This is a genomic window from Corynebacterium glutamicum ATCC 13032 (assembly GCF_000011325.1).
Classification (GTDB): Bacteria; Actinomycetota; Actinomycetes; order Mycobacteriales; family Mycobacteriaceae; genus Corynebacterium; species Corynebacterium glutamicum.
The window spans coordinates 1298975-1311624 of sequence record NC_003450.3; the positions used below are offsets into that span (position 1 = coordinate 1298975).

The 12650-nt window shown below is 54.1% G+C and carries 13 protein-coding genes; 6 read left to right on the forward strand and 7 right to left on the reverse strand.

Annotation, left to right across the window (positions count from 1 at the left end; all coding sequences use genetic code 11):
- Positions 1–22: 22 nt before the first annotated feature.
- Both CGL_RS06150 and CGL_RS06155 read right to left on the reverse strand, forming a co-directional pair.
- The gene (locus tag CGL_RS06150; protein WP_011014221.1) at positions 23–1171 is read right to left on the reverse strand and encodes a type II toxin-antitoxin system HipA family toxin; all 1149 of its coding nucleotides are present in this window, start codon (positions 1169–1171) and stop codon (positions 23–25) included.
- A complete protein-coding gene (locus CGL_RS06155) occupies positions 1168–1389 on the reverse strand; it encodes a helix-turn-helix transcriptional regulator (RefSeq protein ID WP_020447892.1) in 222 nt (73 codons plus the stop codon). The genes CGL_RS06150 and CGL_RS06155 overlap by 4 nt, the downstream gene beginning before the upstream one ends.
- Positions 1390–1577: 188 nt before the next feature.
- Here CGL_RS06155 and CGL_RS06160 point away from each other — a divergent pair, with 188 nt between their 5' ends.
- On the forward strand, positions 1578–2084 hold the full coding sequence (locus CGL_RS06160; RefSeq protein WP_011014222.1) for a GNAT family N-acetyltransferase: 507 nt from the start codon (positions 1578–1580) through the stop codon (positions 2082–2084).
- Here the strand turns inward: CGL_RS06160 and CGL_RS06165 are convergent.
- Entirely contained in the window at positions 2011–2955 is a 945-nt protein-coding gene (locus CGL_RS06165; protein WP_011014223.1) for a spermidine synthase, read from the reverse strand. The genes CGL_RS06160 and CGL_RS06165 overlap by 74 nt on opposite strands.
- Before the next feature lie 42 nt (positions 2956–2997).
- Positions 2998–4140 (reverse strand): AAA family ATPase, encoded by a 1143-nt coding sequence (locus tag CGL_RS06170; protein WP_011014224.1) that lies wholly within the window; start codon positions 4138–4140, stop codon positions 2998–3000.
- 184 nt (positions 4141–4324) lie between these two features.
- On the opposite strand from CGL_RS06170, the gene CGL_RS06175 reads away from it, so the two are divergent.
- The 3 genes from CGL_RS06175 (at position 4325) to CGL_RS06185 (ending at position 6950) form a co-directional block, all read left to right on the forward strand.
- A complete protein-coding gene (locus tag CGL_RS06175) occupies positions 4325–4723 on the forward strand; it encodes a hypothetical protein (protein ID WP_011014225.1) in 399 nt (132 codons plus the stop codon).
- A 131-nt stretch (positions 4724–4854) separates the two neighbouring features.
- Positions 4855–5952 (forward strand): tRNA 2-thiouridine(34) synthase MnmA, encoded by a 1098-nt coding sequence (gene mnmA, locus CGL_RS06180; RefSeq protein WP_003861382.1) that lies wholly within the window; start codon positions 4855–4857, stop codon positions 5950–5952.
- Between the two features lie 5 nt (positions 5953–5957).
- Positions 5958–6950, forward strand: coding sequence for a hypothetical protein (locus CGL_RS06185; RefSeq protein ID WP_011014226.1), 993 nt, complete (start codon positions 5958–5960; stop codon positions 6948–6950).
- Here CGL_RS06185 and CGL_RS06190 read toward each other — a convergent pair.
- Together CGL_RS06190 and CGL_RS06195 are read right to left on the reverse strand one after the other, a co-directional pair.
- The gene (locus tag CGL_RS06190) at positions 6947–8410 is read right to left on the reverse strand and encodes a DHA2 family efflux MFS transporter permease subunit (protein WP_003854772.1); all 1464 of its coding nucleotides are present in this window, start codon (positions 8408–8410) and stop codon (positions 6947–6949) included. The genes CGL_RS06185 and CGL_RS06190 overlap by 4 nt on opposite strands.
- Positions 8411–8484: 74 nt before the next feature.
- Positions 8485–9198, reverse strand: coding sequence for a 3'-5' exonuclease (locus CGL_RS06195; RefSeq protein WP_003861387.1), 714 nt, complete (start codon positions 9196–9198; stop codon positions 8485–8487).
- A 157-nt stretch (positions 9199–9355) separates the two neighbouring features.
- Here CGL_RS06195 and ligA point away from each other — a divergent pair, with 157 nt between their 5' ends.
- The gene (gene ligA / locus CGL_RS06200) at positions 9356–11398 is read left to right on the forward strand and encodes an NAD-dependent DNA ligase LigA (RefSeq protein WP_011014227.1); all 2043 of its coding nucleotides are present in this window, start codon (positions 9356–9358) and stop codon (positions 11396–11398) included.
- 59 nt (positions 11399–11457) lie between these two features.
- Here the strand turns inward: ligA and CGL_RS06205 are convergent, their stop codons facing one another.
- Positions 11458–12123 (reverse strand): hypothetical protein, encoded by a 666-nt coding sequence (locus tag CGL_RS06205; RefSeq protein WP_003861389.1) that lies wholly within the window; start codon positions 12121–12123, stop codon positions 11458–11460.
- A gap of 222 nt (positions 12124–12345) precedes the next feature.
- Between CGL_RS06205 and gatC the strand changes: the two genes are divergently transcribed.
- Positions 12346–12645: an Asp-tRNA(Asn)/Glu-tRNA(Gln) amidotransferase subunit GatC gene (gene gatC, locus CGL_RS06210; RefSeq protein ID WP_003854761.1), complete on the forward strand. Its 300-nt coding sequence runs from the start codon at positions 12346–12348 to the stop codon at positions 12643–12645.
- Positions 12646–12650 lie beyond the last annotated feature (5 nt).

A 12650-nucleotide genomic window follows, 5' to 3' on the forward strand; every position in this document is an offset into this window, starting at 1 on the left:
TTCGACCTCTTAAACAGGCGAATTAAGCTCCCCATGCGCTTCGTCGATGTTTGAGAACCCTGGCCAGATCTCGATTCATCCGTGTATCAAAATTTCCCGAAGCAAGAATTGTCTCTGCGGCATTTTCTGTTGCCAACAGTGCAGCGTTCGCAACCGACATGGCTGTTTTTTCTGGTAGTCCGATGGATGTACAGAATTTTAGGAATTTCTTTTGGCTGAGATCCTTTTTGGATCCCTGGATTTCTAATGCCATCGTGGTGTCGCCATATACTGCGGTGGCAGGGATGTCATAGATGGGGCTGATCTCAAATCCGCGGCCTTTGTTGATAATGGAGATGTTCTTGGCATGAAGATCACCATTGCCGCTGAGCCACGCGACTGCGATTTGGAAGGCGAGATTGCGCATCGCCAAGATGGGGGAGGCGCACACTTTAGTGAGGGCTTGTGCGATGTCCTCGTAGCTCACTAAGTATTTATCTGCAGGCCAGATTCCCAAGACCTGTCCTGCATCCTCGACGGGGATTTTGCCTTTGGGTGTGCGGTCAAAGCGGTGAACTAAGAGTCCGGACCTGCCGTGTTTGTCATGGAGAACTTCTACTTTGGACAGTTCAATGCGAAGCTTATTTTTGGTCAGCAACTGGTAACAAGCTGCTTCGTTTTCCACCAAGTAAGGGTATTCAGGCGGGGAGAGTTTCAAGATGGCATCGCTTGCAACGGGGACCGCGATGGTGCGTGCAGAGGCTTTGTCTTGGACACCGGCCAGTGCAACGGGATCCGCAATCCCGGACTCGGTTAGTGCAGCCGAGAAATCAAGTTCATCGTCAAAATCAACTGTGGGTGGTGCAGGTTGTGGATTTTCACCATGGGGGAAGATAGCGACTGCACCAACAGGATCAGCTCCCACTGCTAGAAGGAGTGAAAGTTCATCATCGGCAGAGGCTTTAATGTTTCTCCGAAGTGAACTTAAGCGACGACCTTCGGGGAGTAATCCCGCGAAAAATGGTGGGATCGCTCCAGAGCGCGTAATCACGGGTTCAGAATTGATGGGCAGGGACGTGGCAATCGGTGGACCTGCGTAATCAGCTGTGTAGGAGAATGTGGTCTGGTCGCCGTCGCGTGTGAAATGAGCAGCCAAAGTATCTTTAAACCAGATATCGGCAGTGGGGGTCATTGATTAACCTTGAGGGGATCGTGAATTCCAACAGAAAGCTCGAGTCCAAGGACGCGGAGTACATCGATGACTTTGTCCAGGCGGACGGTAGTTTTTCCCTTTTCGACATCGCGGATGAATCGTTCAGAAACTCCAGCTAAGTCTGCGAGCTCTCCTTGTCTAAGGCCTAGCTCTTTGCGTCCGTTGAGCAGCGCCATTCCGATTTCTTCTGCGTTCATGTGCATCCTTTGGATCCAACTTTCGGCATGATCGTGCCGTTCTTTGCAGTATACATCCGTTTCGGAGCCTAAACAAGGAAAACCGGCAAGATCGTGCCGAGTTTCCGGTTTGGATGGGGTTTGGGATGTTAATGGGAGAGGATCGGCGTGATCGTGCCGGTTTTTCTTGCGTTGGTAGTCTTGGGGCTATGAGCGCATTCCACATCCGAGCGGAACAATCGCGCGATATCAGCGCGATTCATGATGTTACTGAAGCGGCCTTTACAGGAATTGAGCATTCAGATGGAACAGAGCAAGATCTCGTCGATAAGCTTCGTGCTGCAAAGGCGCTGAGCCTTTCGCTCGTCGCTGAGGCGGATGGCGAGGTCATTGGGCATATCGCAGCCTCTGAGGTACTGATCGGCGGTGGGGTGCAGGGCTGGTTTGGCATTGGGCCTGTCAGTGTTCGGCCCGATAAGCAGCAGCAAGGCGTGGGTATTGCGCTGATGGGCAGCGCGCTTGATCAGTTGCGTGCGGAGGGTGCTGGCGGCATCGTGTTGCTGGGGGATCCGGGCTATTATCGACGCTTCGGTTTTGAGGTCGTGCCCGGGCTGGTCTATCCGGACGCGCCAGCGGAATTTTTTATGGCTGTGTGTTTGAATGCTCCGGCGTTTCCGCAGGGTGTTGTGGAGTATCACTCGGCATTTGGAGGGTAGAGACCCCATCGTGGCGGGCCTGGGCTCCCGAGGCGAATTTCCGCACCCAGGATTCATCCTTGTACTGCGCTGGAACGCCGCCGCCAAGAAGCTCACGGGTAATCGCGGACGCTTCCGTGCTGTTGGAGCTAAAGAACTCGGTGTCTGAACCCATCAAAATGATGTTGCCGTAACGGCGCCCTTTAAGCATCGGGGGATCGGCGATGACCGCGACGTGCTCGAACACCTCCATCATTCCCGCGAGCTCAGATTTAGCTCCGCGCAGATCCGAATGATCGCCACAGTTGGCAACGTACAATCCGCCGGGAGCAAGGCCACGGTGACAGTGCTCAAAGAACTCCACGGTGGTGAAGTTCTGCGGCGTGATAGCTCCGGCAAAAACGTCACGGATGATCACATCGCGGCTTGCGGGAGTGAAAGATTCTGCCACCATTCGGGCATCATCCACACGAATCTTTACCCGTGGCGCGCGCGGAATGTCGAACCATTCACGCGACAGGCGGGCAAGCTCTGCATCCAATTCCACGACAGTGTTGCGTGACTGCGGGTAAACATCCGCGAAATACCTGGCCATCGTGCACGCACCGCCGCCGAGGTGAGTAATCCGCAGCTTGGATGCATCCTGATGCGCATCGATGAACGCCCGAGCGCCGGTAGCGATCCACCGCATGTACTCAAATTCCAGTGCCTGCGGTTGCCCCAGGACAATATGAGAGCTGGGCACGCCATTAATGCTGATCAACCAGCCATCGGTGGTGTAGGAATCGGCCTCCAACTCGATGACGGAATATTCACCCTCATAGGTGCCAGCAATGGGCGTGTTGGCAGCTTGGGAGCGGGATTGATCGGACGTGTTTTTCTTACGGGCCACGAAAAAGCTTTCTTTCTTTAATGCTGTTTTAGTGCTTGTGTCTTATGTGATTGGTCGGTGGTGCGGGCTGTTGAGGAGGTGCTCGCGCATGTACGGCAAAGTGAAATTGAGGAAACCGTACTTGGGAACCTCTACGAGACCTCTGCTGAGAAGTTGCTTTCTCTGCATCGACAAGGCGTTGGGCTTGACGCCCATGAGGTGTGCGATATCTCCAGTAGACACCATCTCGCCGTTTTTTGACAGTTGGGCAATCGCGTACAAAATGGTCAGCTCACCATCAGGGACCTGGTGCAGGCTTGGCTCGTGGACTTGCATGCCCATGCGGCGCACAACCTCGTCGCGGACAGCATCTACTTGTTCGGCCTGGATGGTATCGGAGTTGTCAAGAGTACTTCGCGCCCATGCCAGAGAACCAGTCAGCTGCATGGAGTAGGGGTAGCCCTTGCTGATCTGCGCCGCGAGTTCGGCGGCCTCGGAAGTCATGTGGCGTTGGCCTTCCGCAGCGGTATCCAGGAACATCTCCACCGAATCTTCATGGTTGACAGGATTGAGCAGGATTCTTTCGGCTCGGCGGATAAAGGTTGTGCCCTCATGCTGGAGAAGACGATCGATTCCCTCTGGCAGACCCGCTGCTACCAATGCGATATCGAAATCATCCCGTAGGAGATCCTGGACCGCAGTGGCCAACACATGCAAAAGATCCACATTGGCGCTTTGGAGTTCATCAAGGGTGATCAAAATTCCGGAGCCGTGCTTTTGCAAACGAGTAGCCAACTCGCGGAGCCTGGAAATCAGCGTGGGAGTGGGATCCTTCTTGGTTGGATCAGCAATGGCCGTCACCGTAGCGATACCAGGAATGGCCACACCACTGAGCATTCTTTTGGACTGCGGTCCGTCAAGATTCTGTAGCGCCTCCGGGATGGCGGAATTAACTAAGCCATCCACCATGGAATTATCCGGATAGGCGCGCAGCGTGATCCACCCTTGAGACGCAGCTGCATCTTCAAATTCATTGAGCAACACAGTTTTACCCATGCCACGAGATCCCGAAATCAGCAATGCTCTAAAGGGGCTTCCGGGGCCTTCCGCGAGACCAAGTTTGAAAGACTGTAGAAGTGAGTCTCGGCCTGCAAGTACGGTGGGGGAAACTCCGAAAGTGGGGCGGAACGGATTGCGAGCTGACATAGAAGACACCTTGGATGGTCTAGTCGGGTTTGCGGAATGCAGTGCTGGCTTGTGTTGGAACTGAACTTTAGATCTTTTAGAAGTCTAGCGTGAGTTTAGATCTTTTAGAACCCCTGTGAGGGGTTAGATCCTTTAGAACTTTCCCTGTTGTGGGATAAGCAACGCAATAGTAGAGGCGGAAGCAATGAGATTTGAAACAGAATATGTCGAGCGGCTTTATGTATTTTCTACAACCCAACAGGCTCAAGAGATTTCCGAAGAACTAGCAGTTGAATTTTTGAAAGAAAACCCCGATATCTCACACCATGAAATATTGGTCCAACACTCAGCGGAAGACACATTTGAAGTTGAAAAGGTCTGGGTGGAAATGTTCGGAGACAGCACAGACATCCAAGACCGCACAATTTCGCTCATTGAATATAGGTTCACTATCAATTCAAATGCGGATGAAGACATGGATGAACTCAGCATGGGTATTTACGCGGTCATCCGGGCTCTAATAAAAAAGCACTCAAAGGTGGAGTATTTCAGCATGTTTTCGCTTGCATCAGATTTACTTGCGTCAGATTTAGAGGAAGAGTGAATGCTCAACCGCGAAAGCTTGAAAATCCTCCCCAAATAAAAGAAATTCGGGATTTCGGGAACATGCGGATACGCTACGTTGTTGAGATTAATTAAGTAAACGTAGGCAGAAAGCTTTGTAGAGGGGAGATCATGCGGGTTCTTGCAGCAATGAGTGGAGGCGTTGATTCCGCCGTCGCGGCGTCACGCGCGGTCGCAGCTGGTCATGAAGTGGTTGGCGTGCATTTGGCGTTGTCGCAAGATCCGCAAACGGTGCGTGAGTCTTCGCGCGGTTGCTGCTCTCTGGAAGATTCCGCTGATGCTCGTCGCGTGTGTGACAAGTTGGGTATCCCGTTTTATGTCTGGGATTTCTCGGATCGTTTCAAGGAAGATGTGATCGACAACTTCATTGATTCTTACGCGATCGGTGAGACTCCAAACCCTTGCCTGCGTTGTAATGAGAAAATCAAGTTTGCCGCCTTGCTTGAGCGTGGCATCGCGCTTGGTTTCGATGCAGTGGTTACCGGCCACTACGCGCGCTTGACCCAGCCTGCTGATGGTGGCGATGGCTACTTGCGTCGCGGAGTTGATCCCAACAAGGATCAGTCTTACGTGCTTGGTGTGCTTGGCGCTCATGAGATCGAGCACTGCATGTTCCCAGTCGGCGATACCATCAAGCCTGAAATCCGTGAAGAAGCCAGTGCTGCAGGTTTCTCTGTGGCAAAGAAGCCAGACTCCTACGACATTTGCTTCATTCCGGATGGCAACACCCAGGCGTTCTTGGGCAAGCACATCGGTATGCGTCCGGGCATGATCGTGGATCAGGAAGGCACGCAGCTCCGTGAGCACGCTGGTGTCCATGAATTCACCATTGGTCAGCGCAAGGGCCTTGACATTAAGGCTCCAGCAGCCGATGGTCGTCCACGTTACGTCACCGATATTGATGCCAAGACCGGCACCGTCACCGTTGGTACTCGCGAAAACCTAAAGATCAGCACCATCCACGCCGATCGTTTGAAGTTCCTCCATCCAGCGATGGACGGACAGATCGATTGCGAAGTCCAGGTCCGCGCACACGGTGGAGTAGTTTCCTGCTCTGCGACGATTGATCGTGACGCTGATTTCATGGTGCTCAACCTCAATGAACCTCTTCAGGGTGTTGCTCGCGGCCAGGCAGCAGTGCTGTACCTGCCTGACGCGGATGGTGACATCGTTCTTGGATCAGGCACCATCTGCCACACGGAGTCTTAAGAAAATTGGGCGCTTATGGTTTAGGTGAGCTTCCTGGAAAATCCGCCGCGGAAGCCGCCGACATTATTCAGGGTGAAACGGGCGATCTTCTCCATATTCCTCAGCTTCCGGCGCGAGGTTTGGGTGCTGATCTGATCGGTCGAACCGTCGGTCTGCTGGACATGATCAACGTTGATCGCGGGGCCCGATCTTGGGTGATGAGCACACGCCCCAGCAGATTGACGCACCTGACCGGCGATTTCCTTGACATGGATTTGGATGCGTGCGAGGAAACCTGGGGAACGGGCGTCGACAAGCTAAAAATCCAAGTTGCTGGTCCCTGGACTTTAGGTGCGCGCATTGAGTTGGCCAATGGCCATCGCGTTTTGTCTGATCGCGGTGCGATGCGTGATCTCACGCAGGCGCTGATCGCCGGCATCGATGCGCATGCACGCAAGGTTGCTGGGCGATTTCGCGCCGAAGTGCAGGTGCAAATTGATGAGCCGGAGCTGAAATCGCTTATCGACGGCTCCCTCCCTGGCACTTCCACCTTTGACATTATTCCTGCGGTGAATGTCGCTGATGCCAGTGAACGTTTGCAGCAGGTCTTTAGCTCGATTGAGGGGCCGACATATCTCAACCTCACCGGCCAGATTCCTACTTGGGATGTGGCTCGGGGTGCGGGCGCCGATACTGTGCAGATTTCCATGGATCAAGTCCGTGGAAATGAACATTTGGATGGTTTTGGTGAAACCATCACCAGTGGAATTCGTCTTGGTTTGGGCATTACGACAGGAAAAGATGTCGTAGATGAACTGCTCGAGCGACCGCGGCAAAAGGCCGTTGAGGTAGCACGCTTTTTTGATCGTTTAGGTGTGGGCCGAAACTATCTCGTGGATGCTGTTGATATTCATCCGGGTGAGGATTTGGTGCAGGGGACCATCACCGAGGCCGCGCAGGCTTATCGCATGGCCCGGGTGATGTCGGAGATGTTGTCGAAGGATTCAGGCGACCTTTAAGGCTTTACCGGCGCTGGGTGTGCATTTTTTCCTGCCATCGTTGATGCCACAATGCCGATAACCAGCACCGCAGCGGCAAGTAGAAGTGCTTGACCAAAAGCTGCGCCCTCATCGCCTGCTGCCAGTCGAATCTGCATTACCGCGCCGATGGCAGCGGCGCCGATGACTGAACCTAATTGGCGGGTTGTATTGAACACGCCAGAGCCCGCTCCCATGAACTTGTGTGGCAGGTCGCGCATAGTGGAGGTCGAGTTCGGTGCCCACACAAAGGCGTTTCCGATGCCGAGCAAAGTCATCGAAACAAGTGCCCAGACTAGACCCGTATCGAAAATCATTACCATTGACAGCAGTACAATGGACACAGCCACTGTGCTAAAACCGAGGGCTGCCATGAGTCCAGGGTTGGATCGATCAACCAGCTTTCCAACAAATGGTGACAGTACTGCTGCCATGAGAGCTTGAGGCACCATCATGAAACCCGCTTCCATGGCGTTCATTCCGTGTGCTTGCTGGAAGTACAACATGATGGGCAGAGGAGTACCAGCCACGGTGAATCCCATGGCCATGATGCAGATATTGCCGAGGCTGAAGTTTCTAAACTTGAAAATCTCCAGTGGGACGAGAGGATCGTTTCCGGATTTCTCGGCCCTGCTTTGTTGGTAGATAAACCACGCAAAGAGCGCAAAGGCGGCTACGATCATGATCCACACCCATGCCGCCCAGCCAGCGCCTTCGCCTTCCTGGAAAGCAAACACCAGGAAGAACACGGCCACGATGGACAACACGATAGAAAGCGGATCAAGCGGTCGGGTCAGCGGTGGGAATTCAGGAACGTACTTCATTACTGCGATCACCGAGATCACGCCGATGGGCACGTTGATGTAGAAGACCCATTGCCAACCCCAGTTTTCGGTGATGACACCACCCAGGATCGGTCCTGCTAGGGATGCAAGGCCAGCTGTAGAACCCCACACTCCAAGAGCTGCACCGCGGCGCTCAAAAGCAAAGATGCGGTTGATTGTTGCCATGGTTTGTGGAGTCAAAAGGGCTGCGCCCAAACCTTGAACGCCACGAGCGATAATCAACGTGAACATGTCTGGGGCCAAACCACAGGCCAAAGAGCTCACTGTGAAGATAACCATGCCTGCGACATAGACATTTTTCGGACCGTACTTGTCGCCCAAACGGCCAGTAACAAGCAGTGGCACCGCGAAAGTGAGGAGATACACCGAGGTTACCCAGATGACCTCGTTGTAGGACGCGCCCATGTCTGCCTGTAACGCTGGGGTAGAGACGGCCACGATGGTTTGATCCAACAGGATCATGAAAAACCCAATGCACAAGGCAATTAGAGCTGGCCAAGCTTGCTTTTCAGGCAAGGGCATGGCGGGGTAGGCCTTGGTTTGGGGTGCAGCACTACCTGCTGCGGAGGATGTTAGATCCTGCTTTTTGTCAGACACGTTGAGTTATTCTTTCACGCACGAGGGCGCCTGGAAAAGGCCTTCAATTCTTTGAGGTAGAAATCTGGCGCGGTTTAGGATGCGGGGTCAGTTTGCACTGGCCATGAAGTGTTCACATCGCTGGCATCGCGGCCTTGCCCGATGAGATAGCTACGGAAGCTCTTTTGTTGCTCGTAATAGTTGACTGCTTGGAACTCCATGAGTTCTTCGCCTGTCATCTTGGTGAGTTCTGGCCACAGGCGGACCTGCTTCCAGGCGATGCGTGCGGCTGCGAGCGCATCTGAGGTGGCTTCGTGGGCGTTGCCTAATTGAACGTCGTAGTGAGCACACATATCAGTGAGTGTGCGCTTGCCTTTGCGGTAACGGTCTTTGACTTTGTCGATAACGAAGGGGTCATAAACTAGGCCGTCGATGGTGAAGCTTGGATCATGGTTTCTTAATACGGTCAGGTCATAGGATGCGTTGAAGACAATGACCGACAGTCCTGCCTGCCAGCCGGCGCGCAGCCTGGAGATGGTTTCGGCTAACACCTCATCGTGCGGACGGCCGTTGGCGCGGGCATGTTCGGTGGTGATGCCGTGGACTGCAGTGGCGGCCTCGGGGATTTCGATGCCGGGGTCAGCCAATAGCTCAATAGGCTCAGCGCCTTTGCTGGTGATCGTAACCATTGCGGAGGTGACGATGCGGGTGTCAAAGGGATTGACGCCCGTTGTTTCCAGGTCGAAGGAGAGCATCTTGGTGGTGTCGAAGCTTGGGACGGTGGGAGATGGATTGCTTGGTGAGTTCATGGTTCCTAACCCTAATAGTCGCATGGGACACCGGGTGCCCCCGGTACGGTTTTAAGCAGGTCTGCACCCATTCATACGCGAATTTTGACGTGAGTTTTAGCTTTCCGAGCACCTGTGCGAATGGCCGTGTCCACCCTTAGGGTTAGAATCGGGAACCGTGACTGAAGATAATGCTCAACTGCGTAGAACGTGGAACGACTTAGCCGAGAAGGTTCGTTATCACCGAGATCGTTATTACAACGAACAGCCAGAGATCCCTGATGCTGATTTTGATGCGCTTTTTAAGCAGCTTCAGCAGTTGGAAGAAGACCACCCGGAGCTCGCCGTCCCTGATAGCCCCACCATGGTTGTGGGCGCTCCGGTGGCAGAGCAATCAAGCTTTGACAATGTTGAGCACTTGGAGCGAATGCTCAGCTTGGACAATGTTTTTGATGAGCAGGAGTTGCGTGATTGGTTGGGCAGGACGCCAGCCAAGCAGTATTTGACGGAGTTGAAAATTGATGGCTTGTCCATCGACTTGGTGTATCGCAATGGCCAGTTAGAGCGTGCCGCTACTCGTGGTGATGGTCGCGTGGGCGAGGACATCACGGCCAATGCTCGCGTGATCGAAGATATCCCGCACCAGCTTCAGGGCACTGATGAATATCCTGTGCCTGCTGTGCTGGAAATTCGCGGTGAGGTGTTCATCACTGTGGAGGATTTCCCAGAGGTCAACGCGCAGCGCATTGCTGATGGTGGCAAGCCGTTTGCCAACCCGCGTAATGCTGCGGCTGGTTCTCTGCGTCAGAAAAATATTGAGGACGTGAAGAAGCGCCGCCTGCGGATGATCAGCCATGGCATCGGTTTCACTGAAGGCTTTAGCCCTGCGTCTCAGCATGATGCGTATCTGGCATTGGCTGCCTGGGGTTTGCCCACCTCGCCGTACACAGAGGCTGTGACTGATCCAGAAGATGTGGTGAAAAAGGTCAGCTACTGGGCTGATCACCGCCACGACGCACTCCATGAGATGGATGGCCTGGTGATTAAGGTCGATGACATCGCATCTCAGCGTGCTTTGGGTTCCACCAGCCGCGCGCCTCGCTGGGCCATTGCGTACAAGTACCCTCCGGAGGAGGTCACCACCAAGCTGCTTGATATTCAGGTTGGCGTTGGTCGCACCGGCCGTGTCACCCCATTCGCGGTCATGGAGCCGGTTCTTGTTGCAGGATCAACGGTGTCTATGGCGACGCTGCATAACCAGAGCGAAGTCAAGCGTAAAGGCGTGCTCATCGGTGACACCGTGGTTATCCGCAAGGCGGGCGAGGTTATCCCAGAGGTGCTTGGCCCTGTCGTAGAGCTTCGTGACGGCACAGAGCGCGAGTACATCTTCCCAACGCTGTGCCCTGAATGCGGTACCCGTCTGGCGCCCGCGAAGGCCGATGACGTGGATTGGCGTTGCCCCAACATGCAAAGCTGTCCAGGTCAGCTGTCCACGCGTTTGACCTACCTTGCTGGTCGTGGCGCTTTTGATATTGAAGCATTGGGCGAAAAGGGCGCTGAAGACCTCATTCGCACCGGCATTTTGCTTGACGAGTCTGGCCTGTTCGACCTCACAGAGGACGATCTGCTGAGCTCCAATGTCTACACCACCAACGCCGGCAAAGTAAATGCCAGCGGCAAGAAACTGCTGGACAACCTGCAAAAATCCAAGCAGACCGACCTCTGGCGAGTCCTCGTGGCATTATCTATCAGGCACGTAGGCCCCACCGCAGCGCGCGCCCTTGCAGGTCGCTACCACTCCATCCAGGCGCTTATCGACGCCCCCCTCGAGGAACTCTCCGAAACCGATGGAGTAGGTACCATCATTGCCCAATCCTTCAAGGACTGGTTCGAGGTTGATTGGCACAAGGCCATCGTGGACAAGTGGGCAGCCGCTGGTGTGACTATGGAGGAAGAAGTAGGGGAGGTCGCTGAACAAACCCTTGAAGGCCTAACCATCGTGGTCACCGGAGGGTTGGAAGGCTTCACCAGAGATTCGGTGAAGGAAGCCATCATCTCCCGTGGCGGAAAAGCCTCTGGATCTGTCTCGAAGAAAACTGACTACGTGGTGATTGGTGAAAACGCAGGTTCCAAGGCCACCAAGGCAGAAGAACTAGGGCTGCGCATTCTGGATGAGGCAGGATTCGTCCGTTTGCTCAATACCGGCTCAGCTGACGAATAGTCGCACATGAAAATGCCCCAAGGAACATCTTCCTTGGGGCATTTTTTAAACAGCTCAGATTATTTTTGAAGCATTGCTCCGATAATGTCACCGACTTGGCCTAAGTGCTCCACTTCGCTGGCCAAGAAATCAGGGCCACCAGGGCGACCGATAATCAGAGCCAGGCCGTGCTTGCCGATCGGAGCGATGGCAAGGGAAGAATCAAGCAGTGTCCAGGACTCTGGAATCCACGGATCGTTTTCCGGGTTGAGCATGCGAGCTTCTTTGAGAACGATGTTCTCCGGAACGGTGCCGTCATCTTCGGGCGCTGCTAGGGAACCAGCGATGCGAGTGATGGGTCCTTTTAGATCAATGACCAAAGCCCAACCAGAGGTCATGGTGCGGGGGATGACATCGACCATTTCTTCCATCGCTGCGGTGATATCGCGGCGTTGGTGAGCAACAGCAGCCAGCATTTGGATCTGTCCGCGGCGGTCAACAGTCCCGGAGAATGGGCGGATGGAATCAATCTCCACGCCGTCGACTTCTTCAGCTGCGGTGATGATGGTGTCTGCCATGACATCGCGAGGGATGGAGATCACCAGATCGTCCATGACCGTGCCATTGGGGAAGCGTTCCACCACGTCCACGGATTGAATATTGGCCTCTACAATCCCAAGGGCTTCAGCGAGTAACGCGAGGCTGCCTGGGGTGTCGGACAACAGGACGCGGATCAGGAATGACATTGGCTCGCTTCCTTCTTTTCAAAACTAGGGGATGATTGGTTTCGACAGTACCACCGTATTTTTACCTCAGGCTGAAAAACACCTTATTGATTTTGGCTCATGGTTATACCCTCGCCGATGCGTGTCCACCTCGTGCAGTAAGATAAACCAACAGTTGCGCATGCGTGCGCAAGTTAAATTTTCTTGTACCCATTGTGACTAGCGAAGAGGATCAGAAACCAAGTGCCTGAGATTTCGCGCGACCAGGTCGCTCACCTTGCCAAACTTTCCAGACTGGCGCTCACTGAGGAAGAACTCGAGCAGTTTGCTGGACAGATCGATGACATTGTCGGATATGTTTCCGCAGTTCAAAACGTCGACGCCGCAGGTGTTGAGCCTATGAGCCACCCGCACAGCATCGCCACCACCATGCGTGAAGATGTCGTGCACAAGACCCTCGATGCTGCGGCTGCGTTGGACCAAGCGCCCGCTGTCGAGGATGGACGTTTTATGGTTCCGCAGATTCTGGGTGAGGGCGACTAATAATT